General features: G+C 60.9%; 19 protein-coding genes. 9 read left to right on the plus strand and 10 right to left on the minus strand.

What is annotated here, in order from left to right; translation table 11 throughout:
• Positions 1-24: 24 nt before the first annotated feature.
• The 4 genes from RAC97_RS15995 to RAC97_RS16010 form a co-directional block, all read right to left on the minus strand.
• Positions 25-1,350, minus strand: coding sequence for a dicarboxylate/amino acid:cation symporter (locus tag RAC97_RS15995; protein ID WP_375100283.1), 1,326 nt, complete (start codon positions 1,348-1,350; stop codon positions 25-27).
• A gap of 402 nt (positions 1,351-1,752) precedes the next feature.
• A complete protein-coding gene (locus RAC97_RS16000) occupies positions 1,753-3,099 on the minus strand; it encodes an ATP-binding protein (protein ID WP_375100284.1) in 1,347 nt (448 codons plus the stop codon).
• Positions 3,096-3,773, minus strand: a complete 678-nt coding sequence (locus RAC97_RS16005; protein ID WP_375100285.1) for a response regulator — start codon at positions 3,771-3,773, stop codon at positions 3,096-3,098. The genes RAC97_RS16000 and RAC97_RS16005 overlap by 4 nt, the downstream gene beginning before the upstream one ends.
• 85 nt (positions 3,774-3,858) lie before the next feature.
• Positions 3,859-4,464: an outer membrane protein gene (locus tag RAC97_RS16010; RefSeq protein WP_375100286.1), complete on the minus strand. Its 606-nt coding sequence runs from the start codon at positions 4,462-4,464 to the stop codon at positions 3,859-3,861.
• A 133-nt stretch (positions 4,465-4,597) separates the two neighbouring features.
• Here RAC97_RS16010 and RAC97_RS16015 point away from each other — a divergent pair, with 133 nt between their 5' ends.
• Together RAC97_RS16015 and RAC97_RS16020 are read left to right on the plus strand one after the other, a co-directional pair.
• Positions 4,598-5,389, plus strand: a complete 792-nt coding sequence (locus RAC97_RS16015) for a dienelactone hydrolase family protein (RefSeq protein ID WP_375100287.1) — start codon at positions 4,598-4,600, stop codon at positions 5,387-5,389.
• A gap of 200 nt (positions 5,390-5,589) precedes the next feature.
• Positions 5,590-6,291, plus strand: coding sequence for a 4'-phosphopantetheinyl transferase (locus tag RAC97_RS16020; protein WP_375100288.1), 702 nt, complete (start codon positions 5,590-5,592; stop codon positions 6,289-6,291).
• Here RAC97_RS16020 and RAC97_RS16025 read toward each other — a convergent pair whose 3' ends face one another.
• Entirely contained in the window at positions 6,292-7,896 is a 1,605-nt protein-coding gene (locus tag RAC97_RS16025) for an ATP-binding protein (protein ID WP_375100289.1), read from the minus strand.
• Entirely contained in the window at positions 7,893-8,594 is a 702-nt protein-coding gene (locus tag RAC97_RS16030; protein ID WP_375100290.1) for a response regulator, read from the minus strand. Before RAC97_RS16030 ends, RAC97_RS16025 begins: the two co-directional genes overlap by 4 nt.
• Before the next feature lie 803 nt (positions 8,595-9,397).
• Here RAC97_RS16030 and RAC97_RS16035 point away from each other — a divergent pair.
• The 7 genes from RAC97_RS16035 (at position 9,398) to RAC97_RS16065 (ending at position 18,710) form a co-directional block, all read left to right on the plus strand.
• Positions 9,398-12,277, plus strand: a complete 2,880-nt coding sequence (locus tag RAC97_RS16035) for a ribonucleoside-diphosphate reductase subunit alpha (protein ID WP_375100291.1) — start codon at positions 9,398-9,400, stop codon at positions 12,275-12,277.
• A gap of 243 nt (positions 12,278-12,520) precedes the next feature.
• A complete protein-coding gene (locus RAC97_RS16040; protein WP_375100292.1) occupies positions 12,521-13,774 on the plus strand; it encodes a ribonucleotide-diphosphate reductase subunit beta in 1,254 nt (417 codons plus the stop codon).
• 135 nt (positions 13,775-13,909) lie between these two features.
• Positions 13,910-15,325 carry a hypothetical protein gene (locus RAC97_RS16045; RefSeq protein WP_375100293.1) on the plus strand — a complete coding sequence of 472 codons (1,416 nt, stop codon included), beginning with the start codon at positions 13,910-13,912 and terminating at the stop codon, positions 15,323-15,325.
• 2 nt (positions 15,326-15,327) lie between these two features.
• Entirely contained in the window at positions 15,328-16,182 is an 855-nt protein-coding gene (locus tag RAC97_RS16050) for a DNA adenine methylase (protein WP_375100294.1), read from the plus strand.
• Between the two features lie 351 nt (positions 16,183-16,533).
• Positions 16,534-17,061, plus strand: coding sequence for a Bro-N domain-containing protein (locus tag RAC97_RS16055; RefSeq protein WP_375100295.1), 528 nt, complete (start codon positions 16,534-16,536; stop codon positions 17,059-17,061).
• Positions 17,062-17,226: 165 nt separating this feature from the next.
• Positions 17,227-17,493, plus strand: a complete 267-nt coding sequence (locus tag RAC97_RS16060) for a helix-turn-helix domain-containing protein (RefSeq protein WP_375100296.1) — start codon at positions 17,227-17,229, stop codon at positions 17,491-17,493.
• Complete coding sequence (locus RAC97_RS16065; protein WP_375100297.1) at positions 17,493-18,710, plus strand: type II toxin-antitoxin system HipA family toxin; 1,218 nt, start codon at positions 17,493-17,495, stop codon at positions 18,708-18,710. The genes RAC97_RS16060 and RAC97_RS16065 overlap by 1 nt, the downstream gene beginning before the upstream one ends.
• 33 nt (positions 18,711-18,743) lie before the next feature.
• On the opposite strand, the gene RAC97_RS16070 is transcribed toward RAC97_RS16065, so the two are convergent.
• The 4 genes from RAC97_RS16070 to RAC97_RS16085 all read right to left on the minus strand — a co-directional run bounded on the left by RAC97_RS16070 (position 18,744) and on the right by RAC97_RS16085 (position 21,821).
• A complete protein-coding gene (locus RAC97_RS16070; RefSeq protein ID WP_375100298.1) occupies positions 18,744-18,977 on the minus strand; it encodes a type II toxin-antitoxin system RelB/DinJ family antitoxin in 234 nt (77 codons plus the stop codon).
• Between the two features lie 201 nt (positions 18,978-19,178).
• Entirely contained in the window at positions 19,179-19,919 is a 741-nt protein-coding gene (locus RAC97_RS16075) for a peptidase (RefSeq protein WP_375100299.1), read from the minus strand.
• 169 nt (positions 19,920-20,088) lie between these two features.
• Positions 20,089-20,874 (minus strand): transglutaminase N-terminal domain-containing protein, encoded by a 786-nt coding sequence (locus RAC97_RS16080; RefSeq protein ID WP_375100300.1) that lies wholly within the window; start codon positions 20,872-20,874, stop codon positions 20,089-20,091.
• The gene (locus RAC97_RS16085; RefSeq protein ID WP_375100301.1) at positions 20,871-21,821 is read right to left on the minus strand and encodes an alpha-E domain-containing protein; all 951 of its coding nucleotides are present in this window, start codon (positions 21,819-21,821) and stop codon (positions 20,871-20,873) included. The genes RAC97_RS16080 and RAC97_RS16085 overlap by 4 nt, the downstream gene beginning before the upstream one ends.
• Positions 21,822-21,823: the final 2 nt, after the last annotated feature.

Genomic DNA, 21,823 nt, shown 5'->3' on the forward strand with positions numbered 1-21,823 from the left:
TCGCCTTCTTCATTTACCGCGCTATCAACGAACAGCCGGGCCTTCAGCAACACCCAGGTCGTCGGCCGGGCGGCTCTCGACCAGCGGCGCGCCGCCGGAAGCCAGTTCCGACTGCAGCTTGTCGGTGTCGAGCTCCTTGACCCACTTGGCCACGACCACGGTGGCAACGGCGTTGCCGATCAGGTTGGTCAGGGCGCGGGCTTCGGACATGAAGCGGTCGATACCCAGAATCAGCGCAAGGCCGGCAACCGGCAGGTGGCCGACGGCAGACAGGGTAGCGGCCAGGACGATGAAGCCGGAACCGGTAACGCCCGCAGCGCCTTTGGAGGCAACCAGCAGCACCAGCAGCAGGGTGATCTGGTGGCTCAGGTCCATCGGGGTGTCGGTGGCCTGGGCGATGAACACCGCGGCCATGGTCAGGTAGATCGAAGTACCGTCCAGGTTGAACGAATAGCCAGTCGGGATCACCAGGCCAACCACGGACTTCTTCGCACCCAGGCGCTCCATCTTGGTCAGCATGCGCGGCAGGGCCGATTCCGAGGAGGAAGTACCCAGTACGATCAGCAGCTCTTCACGGATGTAGCGGATCAGCTTCAGCACGCTGAAGCCATGAGCACGGCAGATACCGCCCAGCACGATCAGGATGAACGCCAGGCAGGTGATGTAGAAGCAGGCCATCAGGTAGCCCAGTTGCACCAGCGAGCCAACGCCGTACTGGCCGATGGTGAAGGCCATGGCACCGAAGGCACCGACCGGAGCCAGCTTCATGATCATGTTGATGATGTTGAACATCACGTGGGCGAAGCGATCGATCAGCTCCAGCACCGGCTTGCCGTAGCTGCCCAGGCGGTGCAGGGCGAAGCCGAACAGTACGGAGAACATCAGCACTTGCAGGATGTCGCCGTTGGCGAAGGCGCCGACCACGGTGTTGGGGATGACGTTGAGCAGGAAGCCAATGGTGGTCTGCTGCGCACCGGCAGAGGCGTAGGCGGCTACGCTGCTGGCGTTCAGGGTGCTGACATCGACGTGCATGCCTGCGCCAGGCTGGACCACGTTGACGACGACCAGGCCGATGATCAGCGCGATGGTAGAGACGATTTCGAAGTACAGCAGCGCGTAGCCGCCGGTCTTGCCGACCGATTTCATGCTCTGCATGCCAGCGATGCCGCTGACGACGGTGCAGAAGATGATCGGGGCGATGACCATCTTGATCAGTTTGACGAAGCCGTCACCCAAGGGTTTGAGGGCAACACCGGTTTCAGGGTAGTAGTGGCCGAGCAGAATACCGATGGTGATGGCAACGATCACCTGGACATACAGGGACTTGTACAGCGGCTGACGTGTCGTCATGGCTTGTTTCCTCAAGTGTGCCTTCTACACCCTTCCCAGGGCTGGCACCTAAAGCGCGAACCCTCCTGCACCTGGAGGGATTTGTTGTGTTCGAGCTGCGCAGCGCAGGTCTCTGCCCGTTACATAGCAAGGGCGGTGCCAAAATGCCCACAATGGGTGCAAGCCCCGTATTTACGGGGGATTCGTGCGCAAGGACGGGGCAGGTTCGAGGTAGGACTTGGCGGGTTTCCGCCCGTTGGCGGAAATGGAACAAGGCGTTTGGCGGGAATCCGCCCGGAGGGTGAGTGGCTCGGAGTGCGCAAGGAACTGGCACAGGCTGAGCCAACCTGTAGACGCGGGCTTGCCCGCGAACACGGGCATGGCCCGTGCCACGCCCCGCAATGCAACGACCCAGCGCTTTCTTCAGTCGAGGCGGAACACGATGCGAAACGCCGCGCCGCCCAACGGTGAATCGCCCAGGCTCAACTGCGCATCGAAGCTGTCGATGATGTCCTTGACCACCGCGAGCCCGATGCCTTGCCCCGGATGCTGGCGGTCCAGCCGCTCACCCCTTTGCAGGATGCGCTCGCGCAGGCTCACCGGTATGCCGGGGCCATCGTCCTCTACGCACAGCACGCGCGCGCCGGGTTCATCCACCAGGCTCACACGCACCTGGCCCAGGCACAGGCGGTAGGCGTTTTCCAGCAGGTTGCCGAGCAGTTCGAGCAAGGCGCCTTCCTCGATCGGTAGTTGGGCGTGTTCGGGAATCTCCAGGCTGATGTCGACGCGCTTGTCGCGGTAGACCTTGTCCAATGTGCTGCAAAGGCTGACAAGCAGCGGCCGCACCGCGACCCGGTGCCGCACCAGGCCACTCTTGCGCAGGCTGGCCCGCTGCAACTGGTAGTCGATCTGCTGGCTCATGCGCTCGATCTGGCTTTGCAGTACCCGCGCCTGCTCACGCTCGCCATTGCCCTGGCCGAGGTTCTCGCCAACACCTTGCAACACCGCCAGCGGGGTTTTCAGGCTATGCGCCAGGTCGTCGAGGGAGTCGCGGTAGCGCTGGCGCTGTTCGCGCTCGCTGTGCAGCAGGCGGTTCAGCGAGCCGGTCAGGCGCAGCAGCTCGCGCGGGTGTTCGCGGCTCAGCCCGTCGCGTGCGCCAGACTCCACCTCGTCCAGCTCCACGCTCAAGCGACGCAGCGAGCGCAGGCCCCAGGTCAGGCCGGCCCACAGCAGCACCATCAACGCCAGCAAAGCCGCGCCAAACCCCAGGTAGAGGTTCTCACGCAGCCCATCGAGGGTTTGCTGGTATTCGCGCACCGGTTGCAGGGCGACGATGCTGTAGGCCGCGCTCTTGCCACCGAGCAGCTTCACCTCCACGTCGTAGACGAAGAACTCCTCACCGCCGTCCTGGCGAATGCGCGCGAACTCGTTGCCGGTGCCGTCGTACCGGGGAAAGTAGTTGATGTTCTGGGTGGTCGTGGCGCGTGAGCGCCAGACCAGGTGGCCCTGGCGGTCGAAGATATAGCCGAGCAGGCCGGTGTTGGCCAGGTTGAAGCGCTCGTCCGGCAACTGCGCTGGCATCTGTAACTGGCCATGCTCGACCCGCGCCGCCGAGATCAGCGTCGTCACATCCGAGGCCAGACGCTGCTCGATGGACTCCTGCAAGGCCAGGCTGAAGGCCTTCTGCAAAGCCGGCAGCAGGCCCAGCATGAACAGCAGCGCCAACGACGCCGCCGCAAGCATCAGACGCAGGCGCAGCGAGCGGATCATCGGCAACGCTCGGTGAACAGGTAGCCCAGGCCACGCACCGTATCGATCGGCTTGAAGCCGTTCTCGCCCTCGAGCTTGCGTCGCAGGCGGCCGACCAGCACTTCGATGACGTTGGGGTCGCGCTCGTCGTCATCCGGGTACAGTTGCTCCATCAGGCGGTCCTTGGCCACCACCTGCTGGTGATGACGCATGAGGTACTCGAGGATGCGGTACTCAAAGGCGGTCAGCGCCAGGGGCTGGTCGTCCAGCGTGGCTTGCTTGCGATTGAGGTCGAGCAACAGGGGGCCTGCGGCGATGGTCGACTGGGTGAAGCCGCTGGAGCGGCGCAGCAAGGCGTTCAGGCGGGCTTCGAGTTCCTCGAACTGGAAGGGTTTGACCACGTAGTCGTCGGCCCCGGCGGCCAGGCCCTCGACCTTGTCCTGCCAGTTGCCACGGGCGGTGAGGATAAGGATCGGAAAGGTCTTGCCGCGGCTGCGCAACTGGCCGATCAGTTCCAGCCCGCTCATGCCCGGTAGGCCCAGGTCGATCACCGCCAGGTCGTGGTTGTACTGCTCGGCCTGGTACAGCGCCTCTTCGGCATTGGCCACCGCCTCGACCACATGCCCGTTTTCGCCCAGGCGTGTGTACAGGTGATGACGCAGCAGCGCTTCGTCCTCGACCACCAGCAATTTCATGCGGTTCTCCTTATATATGCGTTGCCTGTACCGGCCCCTGCGCGGCGGTTCGGCGCGCAGGGGCCGGTACAGGATACCCTCAAGCTCAGAACTTGTAGCTGGCTGCCAGGTAGGTCTGGGCGCTACTGGTCAGGCGCAGGGTGCCGGCCTTGGGGCCGTCGTGGCTGCTGATCTCGGTGGCGGCATTGCTGCGCAGGTAACGGTAGCCCAGCTCGACCGAGGTGTTGTCGGTCACCTGTTGCAAGACGCCGGCCTGCAGGCCGACGGCATAGCCATAGTCGGTGTCGCGGCTGGCGCCTTTGGATTCCTGGCTCAGCTTGACCATGCCCAGGCTGCCACCGCCGAATAGCTTGGTGGTGTCGGTGATCGGCAGAAAGGCGTCGTAGCTGCCGAGCAGGTTTTCCTGGCGCAGCTTGACCCCGTTGTGATCGCCGGACACGTTGTCGTAGGTGACGTAGTAGCGGCCCTGGTCGTTGATCTGCCCCAGGCGTACGCCGTAGGTGCTGTCCTGGCCAATGATGCCGTCGGCGTTGAAGTGATCGGTGTTGCGTTGCAGCAGGCCGGACTTGCGGATCTTGTCGCTGGTCTGGCCGTAGGTCAGGCTGGCGAAGGTGTCGTCAGCCTGGGCGGTAGTGGTGAGGCCCGCGGCGCAAACGGCCATGGCGGCGATCAGGGTATTGAGCGTTTTCATGGGTCAGGTACTCCAGTTGGATGCGTTGTGGCTGTGTGGGGGCTAGAGTAGGGAGCAAGCCCTGAACCACTGCTGAACCCGGCCTGAACCCGACCTGAACGAACCTTTGTCTGCGAAAAATGGAGTACCGACCATGCGTAGCTTGCTTGCCCTGGCCCTGATGTGCAGCGCCGCCCTTGCCCAGGCGGCGGTACAGACCCGCGAGATCCGCTACCAGGATGCCGACGGCACCGCGCTGATCGGCTACTACGCCTACGACGACGCAGTGCAGGGCAAGCGCCCTGGCGTGGTCGTGGTACATGAATGGTGGGGCCTGAACGACTACGCCAAGCGCCGCGCCCGCGACCTCGCGGCGCTGGGCTACAACGCCCTGGCCATCGACATGTACGGCGATGGCAAGAACACCGAGCACCCGCAGGACGCCCAGGCGTTCATGGCCGCAGCGCTGAAAGACCCCGCCGCCGCGGCACGGCGCTTCGACGCCGGCCTCGAGCTGCTGAAGCTGCAACCGAACACCAACAAGCATCAGCTCGGCGCCGTGGGCTACTGCTTTGGCGGCAAGGTGGTGCTGGATGCCGCGCGGCGCGGGGTGAAGATGGACGGCGTGGTGAGCTTCCATGGCGCCTTGGTCACCCAGGCGCCGGCCAAGCCGGGCGTGGTCCGGGCCAAGATCCTGGTGGAGCATGGCGCGGCCGACAGCATGGTCACGCCGCAGCAGGTCGAGGCGTTCAAGAAGGAAATGGATGCGGCGGGCGCCGACTACCAGTTCGTCAGCATCGAAGGCGCCAAGCATGGCTTCACCAACCCCGATGCCGACCGCCTGAGCCATGGTGGACATGGCGGGCCGGATATCGGTTACAGCAAGGCGGCGGATGAACGCGCGTGGGCGGATATGCAGGCGTTCTTCAAGAAAGCGTTTGATTGAGGGTGGCTGGGCGCAGGCCTGCGCCGTTTTCAACAACGACGCCTCACCTGTGGGAGCGGGTTTACCCGCGAAAAAAACACCGCAGTGTATGGCCAGGGCGTTGCCCTGGTTCGCGGGTAAACCCGCTCCCACAGGCGTTGTGTGAGCATCGACGGCGGTGCCAATACCGCTCGGCCACCGCCACTGGCACAATAGCCGCCATGAACAGACTCCCCGCCTGCTGCTCCCCCCTCCAGCACCACTGGCCACTGCCCAACCCGCTACCGGGCGCGCAGCTGGTCAGCTGCACTTTCGACCCGGCCCGCCTGGCCGACGACGACTTCCAGCGCGCCGGCATCGCCCAGAGCCCCAGCCTGCAACGCTCGGTAGCCAAGCGCCAGGCCGAGTACCTGGCCGGTCGTGTGTGCGCCCGCGCCGCCTTGCAGCACCTGGATGGCCGCGACTATGTCCCCGCCACCCATGAAGACCGCTCGCCGATCTGGCCGGCCGGTATCCGTGGTTCGATCACCCATGGCCAGGGCTGGGCCGCTGCGGTTGTGGCCAGTACGGATAGATGCGGCGGCCTGGGGCTGGACCAGGAAACCCTGCTCGACGCCGAGCGCGCCGAACGCCTGGCCGGGGAAATCCTCACCCCCGCCGAGCTGCAACGCCTTGACCCGGCCCAAGTCGGCCTGGCCGTGACCCTGACGTTCTCGCTCAAGGAAAGCCTGTTCAAGGCTCTCTATCCGATCACCCTCAAGCGCTTCTATTTCGAGCACGCCGAGGTGCTGGAGTGGTCAGCCGATGGCCAGGCACGCCTGCGCCTGCTCACCGACCTGTCGGCGCAATGGCACAACGGTCGCGAGCTGCAAGGCCAGTTCTGCGTCAACGACGGCCATCTGCTGAGCCTGGTCAGCGTTTGATCACCCGCGCGCCTGCTCCCGTGGCCAGTTCAAGCTGAAACAGGCGCCGCCCAGCGTCTCGCTGCGCCCGACCACTGCCCGCCCACCGTGCCAGTAGATGATCCGCCGCACGATCGACAGGCCCAGGCCATGCCCGCCCGAAGCCCGGGTGCGACTGTCGTCCAGGCGTGTGAAGGGCGTGAAGATGCGGTCCCAGACGCCCTCCGGAATGCCCGGCCCGTCATCCTCCACCTCGATGCGACAGCGCTGCTGGCCCAGCTGGTAGCTCAGGCGTACCTGCGACTCGGCATGGCGCATGGCATTGCTCACCAGGTTCTGCAACGCCCGATGCAGGTAGCGTGGCTCGGCCTCGACCCAGGCCAGGGCATCTTCGCCAGGCTGGCACACGCCGCGCAGCACCTGCACGCCGGGGCGCAGCGGCGACAGCTCGGCGATCACCCGTTCGAGCAACGCGTCGAGGTCGACCCGCTGGAACTTCAAGGCTGGCGCACCTTGCTCCAGGCGCGCGTAGGTGAGCATCTCGTCGACCAGCTTGTCGAGGTCCTGGATATCGCTGTCCATGCCCGCCAGGTGCTTGGCACGCGTCTGTTCGGTGCTGGCACTCTCGATCATCTCCAGGCCGAAGCGCAGGCGCGCCACGGGCGTGCGCAGTTCATGGGAGACGGCCCGTACCAGTTCGCGCTGCATGCTCAGCGAGCGTTGCAAGTGCTCGGCCATGCCATTGAACGCCGCTGCCAGGCGCCCCACCGAGTCGGCGCCGCCGGCCGGCACGCGGGTGTCGAGGCTGCCTTGGGCGATGCGCGTGGCAGCGATTTCCAGCCCTGTGACACGACGCTCCAGTTGGCGCACCAGCAGGTACACCACCAGGCCGATCAAGCACAGGCCGAGAAAGGCGATAAGAATCAACAGTTGCGGCGGGTAGGGGTTGAGCTGGTACAGCGGGCCGATCTCCAGCACCAGTGGCGAGCCTGCAAGCCCGGAAAACACGCGGATCGAGTCGCCATCGCGGCCCAGCGCCATCACCGTGTCGCCCTCCTCCACCCGGCGCCGCTGGTCGTCGTCCAGCCCTACCCGCTCCAGGCGCTGCAAGGCGATATCGAAGCCAAAGCCCTTGCTTTGCTTGATTTGCGCAAGGCGCTTCTGCTGCTCGGTCACCGGGTAGCGCACCAGTTCGTCGGCCAGCAAATACAACGTGGCGCGGGCCAACTGCTCGCTGACCTGCTTGACCTCGGCCAGCAGCACCTGGTTTTCACCGAGTACCTGGCGCAGTACCCGAACCGCATGCGGGCCGGTCTTCTCCACCACCACCAGGCCACGCTGCAGGCGGCTGCGCTGGGCGCTGTCGAGGGTCTGCGCCGACAGCGGAACGAGTTCCAGCTGCACGCCAAGCAGGCGCTCCCACATCAGCAGCGAGCGCTTGCGCTCCACCTCGTTCTGCGTGGCCAGGTTGTCGGCCATCAGGCTGAAGGTGCCCTGGGCCAGGCGTTCGCGGTGCTGGCCGGCGCGCACCTCGTTGACCAAGTGCAGGCTGAGCACGCCAAGCACGGCCACCAGCACCAGCACCGCAAGCATGCCGCCATACACACGCAGGAAGATCGAATTCATGGGGTGGTGTCGCCAACGAACAGGTAGCCCTTGCTACGCAAGGTCTTGATCAGCCGTGGATGGATCGGGTCGTCGCCGATCTTGGGGCGGATCTTGGAGATGCGCACATCGATCGAACGGTCTTGCCCGTCATAGCCCACCCCGCGCAGCGAGGTGAACAGCTGTTCGCGCGAAAGCACCTTGCCGGCGTTGCTCGCCAGCAGCCAGAGCAGGTCGAACTCGGCGCCGGTGAGGTCGATCTGCTGCTCGCCGAGCCATGCCTCGCGCAGGCGGTTGTCGATGCGCAAGGGGCCGAAACGCAGGTCATGGCGTTTGCTCTCGGGTGCATCGACGCGCCGCAGCAGCGCGTTGATGCGCGCCAGCAGCAGGCGCGGGCGCACCGGTTTGCACATATAGTCGTCGGCGCCCAGGTCCAGGCCCTGCACTTGGTCGAGCTCATCGCTGCGCGCGGTGAGCATGAGGATCGCGCCGGGGTACTGGCCGCGCACACGGCGGCAGATGCTCAGGCCGTCCTCGCCGGGCAGCATCAGGTCGAGGATCACCAGGTCCGGCTGGCTGTCGATGATGCGCCGCACCGCGCGGGCGCCATCGCCCTCGACCGCTACCTCGAAGCCATTGCCCTGGAGGAATTCGGCGGTGAGTTCGGCCAGGCGCTGGTCGTCCTCGACGATCAGGATGCGCGGGTTGAATGGGTCCATGGGCTTCCTCTGCTTCTTATAGTTATCTGCTAGACCTCATGGGCCCTTCGCGGGCAAGCGCCTACAAGGTTGTGCAAACCCTGCAGGAGCGGGCTTATCCGCCAAGGGCCAGTGCGAGCGACCAGGCTTCACCGAAAGGCAACATATCCCCCGGATACTACGTCCCGCACCCCGCACTGCCAACCTCATCGGGCGCACCTTCGTGAAGCGTTTTCTGTGATACGGTTCGCGCCCGCAAGATTCTGCAACGGGCTTTCGAGAAGCTGAAAAATAGTGAAATCCTCGTGCGACAAGGCCTACAGCCAATGCTCGCCTTTCACTCACAAAGTACGCACAACTTATCCACAGCAGCCAACCTTGCAAAGCCCCCAATACCGCATTATCTTGTATCCCCATTGCAGCGAACCACTACATGTTGGGGTTCGACCAAAATCACAAACACAAGCCCGCGCAGAAATTCAAGCGTTTTTTCTGGCGGAACTTTAAGTGATTTCAGCAGCCGAAGCGCTCCTGCGCAGGCGACCGAGGCAAGCCCGCCAGGGCCTTGTTCGGGTATGGGTGTTGCAGGCATTGCCTGGCGCCCGACAGCAACAGTTTTTGGGCAAGACCCAGAACCTTTGACTTCGGCCAGGGAGCGGCATTCGATTGCCCCTTTTTCCTGAGTCTGTCCCGAAGTCGGTGTAGCCCGAGCGGGCGGATGCACGTGCGCGTGGCATCCCCGCCTGGGCCGTCGAACTGATGGATGGAACGGTGGGCGCCTTCAAGGCGCCTGAACAATATAGAAACTGTGGAGACACCCACCCATGCAAACCGACACAACTCGCGAGAACCCGCAGGCTTTGGCGCCGCAGGCCGCAGATTCCACCCAGGATCTGGCTGCCACCGCACCCGGCCAACTGCGTGTGATCAAGCGCAACGGCACCGTCGTCGCCTACACCGACGACAAGATCACCGTTGCCATCACCAAGGCGTTCCTCGCAGTTGAAGGTGGCACCGCCGCTGCCTCGTCGCGCATCCACGACACCGTCGCGCGCCTGACCGAGCAGGTCACCGCCACGTTCAAGCGTCGCATGCCATCGGGTGGCACCATCCACATCGAGGAAATCCAGGACCAGGTCGAACTGGCCCTGATGCGCGCCGGCGAGCAGAAGGTTGCCCGCGACTACGTGATCTACCGCGACCAGCGCGCGAAAGAGCGCGCCACCCGCGCCAACACCGATACCGTGGTAGAGCCGCACCCAAGCATCCGCATCACCCTGGCCGACGGCAGCCTGGCGCCGCTGGACATGGCGCGCCTGAACACCATCATCAGCGAAGCCTGCGAAGGCCTGGCCGAAGTCGATGGCCAACTGATCCAGCGCGACACCCTGAAGAACCTGTACGACGGCGTGGCCATCAAGGACGTCAACACCGCCCTGGTGATGACCGCCCGTACCCTGGTCGAGCGCGAGCCGAACTACTCGTTCGTCACCGCCCGCCTGCTGATGGACACCCTGCGTGCCGAAGCCCTGGGCTTCCTGGGCGTGGCCGACAGCGCCACCCACCACGAAATGGCCGAGCTGTACGCCAAGGCCCTGCCGGCCTACGTCGAGAAAGGCGTCGAGTTCGAACTGCTCGACCCCGCGCTGAAAGGCTACGACCTGGAGCGCCTGGGCAAAGCCATCGACCACGAGCGTGACCAGCAATTCACCTACCTGGGCCTGCAGACCCTGTACGACCGCTACTTCATCCACAAGGATGGCGTGCGCTTCGAGCTGCCGCAGGTGTTCTTCATGCGCGTGGCCATGGGCCTGGCGCTGCAGGAGAAAGACCGCGAAGCCCGAGCCATCGAGTTCTACAACCTGCTGTCGTCGTTCGACTACATGGCGTCCACCCCGACCCTGTTCAACGCCGGTACCCTGCGCCCGCAGCTGTCGAGCTGCTACCTGACCACCGTGCCGGACGACCTGTCGGGCATCTACAAAGCCATTCACGACAACGCCATGCTGTCGAAATTCGCCGGCGGCCTGGGCAACGACTGGACCCCTGTGCGCGCCCTGGGCTCGTACATCAAGGGCACCAACGGCAAGTCGCAAGGCGTCGTGCCGTTCCTGAAGGTGGTCAACGACACCGCCGTTGCCGTCAACCAGGGTGGCAAGCGCAAGGGCGCGGTCTGCGCCTACCTGGAAACCTGGCACCTGGACATCGAGGAATTCCTCGAGCTGCGCAAGAACACCGGTGACGACCGTCGCCGTACCCACGACATGAACACCGCCAACTGGATCCCGGACCTGTTCATGAAGCGCGTCTTCGACGACGGCAAGTGGACCCTGTTCTCGCCAAGCGAAGTACCAGACCTGCACGACCTGACCGGCAAGGCCTTCGAAGAGCGCTACGAGTACTACGAAGCCCTGACCGAGTACAACAAGATCAAGGTGTTCAAGACCATCCAGGCCAAGGACCTGTGGCGCAAGATGCTCTCGATGCTGTTCGAGACCGGCCACCCATGGCTGACCTTCAAGGACCCGTGCAACCTGCGTTCGCCGCAGCAGCACGTGGGCGTGGTACACAGCTCGAACCTGTGCACCGAGATCACCCTGAACACCAACGCCGACGAAATCGCTGTGTGCAACCTGGGCTCGATCAACCTGCCGAACCACATCGTCGATGGCAAGCTCGATACCGCCAAGCTGGCGCGTACCGTCAAGACCGCCGTGCGCATGCTCGACAACGTGATCGACATCAACTACTACTCGGTGCCGCAAGCGCAGAACTCGAACTTCAAGCACCGTCCGGTCGGCCTGGGCATCATGGGCTTCCAGGATGCGCTGTACCTGCAGCACATTCCTTACGGCTCCGACGCGGCCATCGACTTCGCCGACAAGTCCATGGAAGCGGTCAGCTACTACGCGATCCAGGCTTCGTGCGACCTGGCCGATGAGCGCGGTGCCTACGAGACCTTCCAGGGCTCGCTGTGGTCCAAGGGCATCCTGCCGCTGGACTCGCAACAGATCCTGATCGAGGCCCGTGGCGCCAAGTACATCGACGTCAACCTGGAAGAGTCGCTGGACTGGGCCCCGGTGCGTGAGCGTGTGCAGAAAGGCATCCGCAACTCGAACATCATGGCCATCGCCCCGACCGCGACCATCGCCAACATCACCGGCGTTTCGCAGTCGATCGAGCCGACCTACCAGAACCTGTACGTGAAATCGAACCTCTCGGGCGAGTTCACCGTGATCAACCCGTACCTGGTCCGCGACCTGAAAGCCCGCGGCCTGTGGGACTCGGTGATGATCAACGACCTGAAGTACTACGACGGTTCGGTACAGCAGATCGAGCGCATCCCGCAGGAGCTGAAAGACCTGTACGCCACCGCGTTCGAAGTGGACACCAAGTGGATCGTCGACGCCGCCTCCCGTCGCCAGAAGTGGATCGACCAGGCCCAGTCGCTGAACCTGTACATCGCCGGCGCTTCGGGCAAGAAGCTGGACGTGACCTACCGCATGGCCTGGTACCGTGGTCTGAAGACCACCTACTACCTCCGTGCCCTGGCCGCCACCAGCACCGAGAAGTCGACCATCAACACCGGCAAGCTCAACGCCGTTTCCAGCGGCGGCGACAGCGCCCCGGTCCAGGCAGCGGGCCCAGCGCCAGTGCCGAAGGCCTGCGCCATCGACGAGCCGGACTGCGAAGCCTGCCAGTAAGGCTTGGCTGAGGCTTCCCACGGGAAGCCTCAATTTTCTGCGCCACGGCGCAGACCCTGTAGGAGCGGGCTCGCCCGCGAAGAGGCCGGCACAACCCGGCCTCCCTCCAGCCAAACACAACAAGCCGGTGCCCCGCCGCCCCGGCCAGCCCTCCAAGGGCATTCCCGATTTGCGTGCACCGCACCGCAACCAAGATCCACCGGCCATACTCAATCAGATGGCCCTCAAGCAGGAGCAGATACCATGCTGAGCTGGGACGAATTCGACAAGGAAGACGGCGAAGTCGCCGCCAAAGGCAACACCAACGCCGCTCAGGCCAACGCCTCCGCGACCCTGGATAAACTCGACAGCGCTGGCGGTGCCGCCGCCCTGGAAGCCCGCGCTGCCACCGCCAGCGACTCCGACGCGGTCAAGCGCGCCAAGGCTGCCCTGGACGCCCTGGACATCGCCGAAGGCCTGGCCGAGCTGGAAGGCTCCTCGGCCCGCGTCGCGGTCGATGAAAAGCGCATGATCAACTGCCGCGCCGACCTGAACCAGCTGGTGCCGTTCAAGTACGACTGGGCCTGGCAGAAGTACCTCGACGGCTGCGCCAACCACTGGATGCCGCAAGAGGTCAACATGACCGCCGACATCGCCCTGTGGAAGAGCATGGACGGCCTGACCGAAGACGAGCGCCGCATCGTGATGCGCAACCTCGGCTTCTTCTCCACCGCCGACTCGCTGGTGGCCAACAACCTGGCCTTGGCCGTGTACCGCCTGATCACCAACCCCGAGTGCCGCCAGTACATCCTGCGCCAGGCCTTCGAGGAAGCGATCCACACCCACGCCTACCAGTACTGCATCGAGTCGCTGGGCATGGATGAAGGCGAGATCTTCAACATGTACCACGAGATCCCATCGGTCGCGAAAAAAGCCGCCTGGGGCCTGAAGTACACCCGCGCCATCTCGGACCCGGAGTTCAACACCGGCACCGTCGAAACCGACAAAGAGCTGCTGCGCAACCTGATCGCCTACTACTGCGTCCTGGAAGGCATCTTCTTCTACTGCGGCTTCACCCAGATCCTCTCCATGGGCCGCCGCAACAAGATGACCGGCGTCGCCGAGCAGTTCCAGTACATCCTGCGTGACGAGTCGATGCACCTGAACTTCGGTATCGACGTGATCAACCAGATCAAGATCGAAAACCCGCACCTGTGGGATGCGGCGATGAAGGAAGAAGCGACCCAGATGATCCTGCAAGGGACCCAGCTGGAGATCGAATACGCGCGTGACACCATGCCGCGCGGGGTGTTGGGCATGAACGCGGCGATGATGGAGGATTACCTCAAGTTCATTGCTAACCGTCGCTTGACCCAGATTGGGTTGAAGGAAGAGTATCCGGGGACTACCAACCCGTTCCCTTGGATGAGCGAGATCATGGACTTGAAGAAGGAGAAGAACTTCTTTGAGACTCGGGTGATTGAGTATCAGACGGGTGGGGCGTTGAGCTGGGATTGATACTTTTGATGAGGCTCCATAAGGAGCCTCTTTCACTAGGAATGTTAAAAGACTGGCACCAATAATGTCATTGTGATATCAATAGGAAATTTTGCAGGATTGGGGCCTGCAAACCAGCACGAAAAGGACGACATCGTGGCCGACACACAAGATATAACAATTAATATCACCAAAATTCTTATGGACCGAGAGAATCCACGCCATGAGATTCTTGAGGACCAACGAGAGATCATTAACTGGCATGTTGAACACATGGGCGACAAGCTGATCCAGCTAATGAGAAGCATCTCAAAAGATGGACTTAGTGATATCGAAAAAATACTTGTCCAACCACAAGGAAGTATGTACATAGTAAAAGAGGGCAACCGCAGAGTTGCCGCCTTAAAGCTTTTGAACGACCCATCTCTCTGCGACGATGAATTATTCAAACGTAAAATCGAAAGCGTTTATACATATAACGGCTTCAGTTTTGACATAAAATGTGTTAGCTGCAATGATCGTCACCGAGTTCTATGGATGATGGGGCTTCGCCATTTAGGCCAACAAAATGGGGCAGGAACTTTCAAATGGGGCGCAGCGGAAAAGAGTCGCCATGAGCAGGACTATTCAGGCAAGGCTCGCTACTGGAGATCACTTTTCTTTATAGAGTACGCTATTAATCACAAATTAATTACAGAGCAACAAGCGGTTCGCCTCTACGAAAGAATCTCCAACCTTGACCGGTTAGTTCCCAGCGCCGAATTCAAAAAAGCACTCGGCGTTTCATACAAAAACTCCACAATCCAAGTAACAATTGATCGCGAGACTCACAACAAAGTGCTGTCCGTAGTTCTTGAACGTGTATCTAACCCTAGCTTTAATGTTTCAAAAATCTACAAATCCGATGAAAAATTGGATTTCCTAACAAAAGCACTGGACACCGCACTTCAAGATAAGGACAAGTCGGAAGATAACAGCCCCCTACCAAATATCGTAGAGAAATTCCCACTACCTAACAATACAGCACCGCAAAGCAGCACCCTACAGACCACAACTGTGTCTTCGCTGTATCCTCAACCAAAGCCAAGAAAGCAGCCAAACCCTGCAGACCGAGACAAGCTATTTATCGCCAGCCTCTCGATTCCTCCTGCGAAAACAAAGTGCAGTAAACTCTATAGGCAAATAGACTCATTAAAACTCAGTGAGCATGGTTTAGTCGTAGCCTGTGCAGCACGAGCTTTAGTTGATATTTCGTCTCAGGTTTATATTGATGATTTCCATCTTAGCAATGGCGCGAAGAAAAATTCATTCGGCCAGATAGCGCTGGGTGAAATGGTGAAGGTAGTGGCACAACACCTTCATTCCGAGGGACGAATCTCTCGCGAGTTAAATAATTTAATTTCAAGTGGCGATGCGGCTAACCCTCAAAGTTTTCTCCATCCCCAGGCTTTGCACGCATTCATGCATGGGCGTTACGAAAGCTCCATGACAAACCTTAAAGAAGCTTGGGACCGATGCTATGAAGAATACCTTCGAGAGCTTTGGTCTCACATAAAAGATCTACAAGATTAAAAATGGCAAGCAGGTACTTTACACCTTTACGATATCCCGGCGGGAAGGCAAAGCTTTCCTGGCTCATTAAAGATATCATTAAAGAGAATAACCTTGAAGGTGCTCAATATATCGAACCCTTTGCGGGGGGAGCCGCCGTAGCACTGGAGCTACTCCTAACAAGAGCTGTGTCACATATACACATTAATGATTTAAACATTGGCGTCCATAGCTTTTGGTACTCCGTGCTTCATGACACGGAACGCCTAATGAAAAAAATATACGACACACCAGTAACAATGAAAACATGGTATGAGCAAAGAGATATCATGAGGCAGCCTTCTTGCGCCTCCACGACTGAAATCGGATTTGCTTTTTTCTTCTTAAACAGAACCAACCGATCCGGAATAATAAATGCTGGAGTAATTGGTGGTTACGAGCAGACCGGGAATTACAAAATAGACGCCCGATTTAACAAGGATGATTTAATCGAGCGAATCACTTCTATAGCTAAAGCCAAAGACTCGATCTCACTTTACAACCTAGACGCTGAGAAATTTCTTTCCGAGATAGATAGGCGAAACTTCGATCTAGCTATATCCTACATCGACCCACCATACTTCGTTAAAGGGAAGCGTCTCTACGACAACTTCTATGAGGGTGACGACCACAAAAGGATTGGAAAACTTTTAAAGAAGCTCAAGACACCGTGGGTTCTTTCATATGATGATCATCCCGAAATTAGAAGCATTTATTCAGAACACCGTATTTCTGAAATTGACCTAGCTTACAGTGCTGCGAATAAAACCAAAGGGCAGGAAGCTATTTTTTTTTCGCATGATTTAAACTTACCCAGCACCTTGCTTCATGAGCATTAGCCCTCAAATATTTATTTGCGAAAAATCCTACACCTCAAAATATTGACTCAGCCAGCCAGAGATCATATTTTCCCTAGGCGCCTAAGAAACGCTTTACACAGCGGCCCCCCGCCCCCGACAGATGCGGCATTTTTATGCTTGTGGTTTAATATCGCTCGCATGAAACACTCTGTTACGTCGGGAGTGGGCTAATACAAGACCCGTAAGGGGAATATGTCCGGCCTTCTGTGTAAGGTTTCTTAGCTCCCGACACCCAGCCCTAAGAAAGCTGATCACAGAAAGAGGTAAAGGATATGCCTTTCGCAGTTACGTGCCACCTATTCCAACTCCTAAGGAGTCAGGAGGCCAGCCATGACTGACCTCCAAACCCCAACCCTCTTCACCCGCCACAACCGCCCCCTCCACACCCTCTGGCTCGAATCCCAAGCCTGGTTCTGCGCCCACGAACTCGGCCGGATGACCGGACGCTTCTTCGACGAACACTGCATCCGCAAGCTCGACCCGGACCAGCACCGCACCGTGCAGTTGCTGCGCTACGGCCAGTACAGCAAGACCACCATGGTCAGCGAGTCTGGCGCGTACACCCTGCTCGCTCATCACCACATTCCCGAGAACCGCCACCTGCGGCACTGGCTGACCCATGAGGTGGTTGCAGTGCTGCGCGATGGGCGGGAGCCAGTGCTGGAGGGGCTGCCGAGGCTGGGCAGGATGTGCTGGCCCGGTGGGCATACGGCGAGTTTGTTGTATTGGCAGAGTGAGCCTTGGGTTCGGCTGCGGGATATGCCGGTGGTGATGGCGGCGGAGGGGCCGTCTCGGCGCACGCTTAGCTGGAAGGAGTGTGCGCAGCGGGCGTTGCGGCTGCATGGGGTTGGGGACTGAGGCCGTTTGGCACAATGGGGCCGCTTTGCAGCCGTTCGCGAACAAGCCCGCTCCTACAAAGCACACCATCCATAAGACCTGCTATAGTCGCTCTTATCGCTCATAAGAAAGCCTATAGCAGGTCTTAAGATGACAGTATTTCCTCTCGCTTGCGCCGAAAGGCTAATGAATATAGGCCTCCTGATCAAAACCAGGCGCCTTGAACGGAAAATTCGCCAAAAAGACCTCGCCGAACAGACCGGGCTCTCTACCACGACCCTCGGAAAGATAGAGGCAGGCGCTCCCAATGTTGAGATGCGGGGCTACATGACGGCCTTGTGGCACTTAGGCCTGCTGGACGAGGCATTCCAGAGTCTATCAGTGCCCTCACCCGCTCCTTACGCTACCGAGCACCGCGTTCGGCTCAAGCGGTTCTCGGAGGAGGATTTCTGATGGCCTCTCTCTACCTGTACATGCAACAGCCAGACTCGTTGGAAGTCATTACCCTCGGACGACTTACCGTAATCAAGGGTATCGGTGAGTTCATCTATAGCCCTGCATATGTAAAGTCACGCGGCTGGGTGCCTGACTCCTTGCGTTATCCGCTGCGCACACAGCCCTATTCGAACATCACCACGAACAGAGGCATCCCAGGATTCATCCGAGATGCGGCACCCGATGGATGGGGTGAACGGCTGGTGATTCGCGAGCACGGCGAGGTGGACGCCATAGGCTTTTTGCAGAGGTCCCCCAACCACGACCGTACAGGCAACTTGATGATGGGCACCGGCAGGACCGCCCCTGAAGGCATTGGTCAGGCGGGACTGGGTACGATCACCCAACTCGATGCGTTCATTGATTTTGCCGATGGCGTACAAGTAGGCTTTCCGCGGGGGGCAGACCAGGCCACCAAGGCCACTCTTCAGCAACGCTCTTCGTTGGGCGGGGCCCGCCCCAAATGCACATTGATTCATCAGAACCGGCTCATCCTCGCAAAACCTCGAGATCGGCATGACACCCACGATATTCCCTCGCTCGAATATGCGTGCATGTCGTTCGCTGCCAGCAAAGGCCTGAATGTCGCGCAGGTCGAATTGCTATCCGGCCGGGTGAATACGCTGCTGGTTGATCGCTTCGACCGGACATCGGCAGGTGATGGCCAATTCCAGCGCCTTCCGATGATGAGTGGCCTGACGCTGCTCGACAGCGACTGGAACAACCCCAAAGATTGGGCACGATGGCATTACGGATTTCTAGTGGATGAAATGAGCCGCCGCGGTGTTCCAAAAGCGGACTTGCAGGAGCTGTTCAAACGCATCTGCTTCAACATTCTCGTCGGCAACGACGATGACCACCCAAAGAACGTCGCACTGTTGTTCAAGGAAGGCGCTTGGCGGCTTTCGCCAATGTACGACGTGGTTCCAACTACCGACGGAGCGCCTCCTACCAAACTGGCCATGAAAATAGGTAGGTATGAACACGAGATTTCACGCAGGAACCTGCTGAGCCAGGCCGAGCATTACGACCTTTCCCAGGAACAGGCAAGCGCGGTAATTGATGAGGTCGCTGGGTGGGCAACTGACCTGGAGGCGCATTACGGAAAGTGCTTGAGCGAGCCTGAACTGGGGCTCGCGATTGCGGCGATGGGTACCCACAACCTACAAACGTAACGGGTAATTGTTGGGTGGGGATATGTGGCAAGGCTACAGATCATCCAAATCTACCTTCACGCGTTGCGGGGCGGCCAGCCGCTCTCTGACGGCGGCGTTCAGGTTGTCTTCGAGCATGAGAATTGGCTGAAACGGAAGCTCACCGTGCTCGGCTACATACTGCAGGGTTTGGTGCACCAGTTCGGAGGGTGTGACGCCAAGGCGTTCGAGCTCACGGTAGGCGCGGGCCTTTAGCTCGTCGTCGACGCGGATAGTGATGGATGCCATGGGCGAAGCCTCAAGGTAAAGCCAAAGGTCATTACGGTGACTCGAGCAGTGGAAGAGTTCAAGCGTGGCAGAGGTCTGTAAGAGCGGGCTTTTCGGGGCGCCGAACCGACGCGAAGCATGGCACCGGCTTTGCCGGTGTTCGCGGGCAACAGGGGTAGCGCCGTATTCGATTGCTGCGCCCGATACGGCCCCTGCACAGCTTCAGCTCGCGCCGGTGAGGTACGCCTGAGGCGGCTCGGGCATAGCCGCCAACATCTCGCGCAAGCCCGCCGCCCACTGTTTGCGAATCTCGTTGAAGTACGGGTCGTCCTGAGTCACGCGGTGGCTCTGCACGGCAGCCAGGCTGTCCTTGCGGTACACCAGCAGGTCCAGCGGCATGCTCACCGACAGGTTACTGCGCATGGTTTCGTCGAACGAGATCAGCCCACAGCGCAGGGCCTCTTCCAGCGAGGTACGCCAGGTCAGGTTGCGGTCGAGGATTGGCCGGCCGTACTTGCTCTCCCCCAATTGCAGAAACGGCGTGTCTTCAGTGGCCTGGATGAAGTTGCCTTGCGGGTAGATGCTGTACACGTCCATGGGGCCGTCGGCGATCTGCCCGCCGACCAGGAACGAGCAGGTGAGGTCGGTCTTGCCAGCCAGCTTGGTGCGGTCGCGCGCCACCACTTCGCGCATGGTTTCAGCCACCAGCACGGTGGCGTCGTAGACGGTGCTTACGTTCAGCAGATGGCTGCCCTTGCCGGTGCTGCGCTGCTTGAGCAGGTTGATGACGGACTGAGAGCTGGCCAGGTTGCCGGCGCTTTGTAGCACCAGCAGGCGCTCGCCGGGGGTGCTGAAGATGAACAGTTTGCGGAAGGTGGAGATCTGGTCGATGCCGGCGTTGGTGCGGGAGTCGGAGATGAACACCAGGCCATCGGCCAGGTGCATGGCGACGCAGTAGGTCATTTGCGTTAACTCGGTAATAAAAATGACAGGCTGGAGAATTGGGGCCGCTGTGCGGCCCTTCGCGGCGGTTCGGCGCCCCGATAAACCCGCTCCCACAGGTTCTGCGCAGTTCTTGAGTACGGCGCAGTACTTGTGGGAGCGGGTAAACCCGCGAAGAGACCGCCGCCGATTATTGCGCGTGCGCGGTCACCTGCACATGCGCTAACAACGACTCAGCCCCACCGCCACGCCGCATGCCGCGCACCGGGCAGGCATCGAGGTAATCCAGCCCCACCGCCAGCTTCAGGTGCCGCTCAGGCTTGGCCAGGCGGTTGGTCACGTCAAAGCTGTACCAACCATCGTCCAGCCAGGCCTCGGCCCAGGCGTGGCTGGCCAGGTGGCTGGCGTCCTCGGTGCACAGGTAGCCCGACACATAGCGCGCCGGCACACCGAGGCTGCGGGCACAGGCCAGAAACGCGTGGGTGTGGTCCTGGCACACCCCTGCCCCACCGGCGAACGCCTCCAGCGCGGTGGTCACCACGGTGGTCTCGCCCGGTGCATAGGGCATGCGCTCGGACAGCCCGTTCATCAAGTCGATCAACGCCGCGCGGTCACGCCGCGTGCCGCACTGCTGCGTGGCGAAATCCACCAACTCGTCGCCCGCCTGGGTCAGGTGGCTGCTGCGCAGAAACGGCAAAGGCGACTGGTCGTCGTGCTCGAGCTCAAGGCCAGGATCGATCTCCACCTCGCCATGGGCAGTCAGCACCAGGGCGTCGTGGGGCTCGTCCAGGGTGAGTACGTGGAGGACATTGCCGTACGGGTCGAGCTGGCTGCGCACCTTGCGCGGCAACTCCAGCTTCCAGGCCAGAATGCGCTGGCGCTCGCTGTCCTGCGGGGTCAGACGCAGAAACTGGATGCTGTTGCTGACATGGTTGGCATAACGGTAGGTGGTGTCGTGGCGTATGCAAAGTTTCATACGACCTCCAGGTAGGAGTGGTGCACAGTCTCGCCCAGGTGACGGATGCGCTGGATGAAGTCGGTGAGCCACAGGTGCAGGCCGGCGTCGAGAATTTCTTCGATACCGGTGTAGCGCAGCCGGGCGTTGAGTTCGGCGGCCAGGCGCTGTGAGGTGCGCCCGCTGCCGCTGGGCAGGCCGGCGAGGATCTGGTTCAGTTCCTCGATACAGGCGTGCAGCGAACGCGGCACGTCGGCGCGCAGCAGCAACATTTCCGACACCTGCCGGGCATTGGGGGCGTTGCGGTAGATCTCGTTGAACGCCTCGAACGACGACAGAGCCCGCAGCAGTGCGCTCCACTGGTAGTAGCCGCGCGCGGAGTTGTCGCTGACTTCCTCGGACTCCTCGCCAAACATCTCGTAGCGCACATCCAGCAGGCGCAGGGTGTTGTCGGCGCGCTCCAGGAAGGTGCCCAGGCGAATGAAGCAATAGGCGTCGTTGCGCATGATGGTGCCGGCGGTGGCGCCGCGGAACAGGTGCGAGCGCTGCTTGACCCATTCGCAGAAATGGCTGATGCCATAGTGCGCCAGGCCGTTGCCGGCGATGTTGCGCATCTCCAGCCATGTGGCGTTGATGTTCTCCCACATGTCGCCGGTGATGCGGCCGCGCACGGCGTGGGCGTTGGTGCGCGCTGCCTGCAGGCAGCAGTAGATGCTGCCGGGGTTGGTCTCGTCGAGGGCGAAGAAGTGCAACATGCGCTCAGCGTTCAACTCGCCGTGGCGCTGGTTGTAGTCGTCCAGGGTGCCAGCGGCCAATAGCGACATGGCCAGCTCTTCGCGGCCATCGGTACGCCCCGCCTGGGGCATCAGCGACAGCGAATAGCTCACCTCGAGCATGCGCGCGAGGTTCTCGGCGCGCTCCAGGTAGCGGGACATCCAGTAGAGGTCGGACGCGGTTCTCGAAAGCATGG

The organism is Pseudomonas sp. LS_2 (assembly GCF_042709235.1).
Classification (GTDB): Bacteria; Pseudomonadota; Gammaproteobacteria; order Pseudomonadales; family Pseudomonadaceae; genus Aquipseudomonas.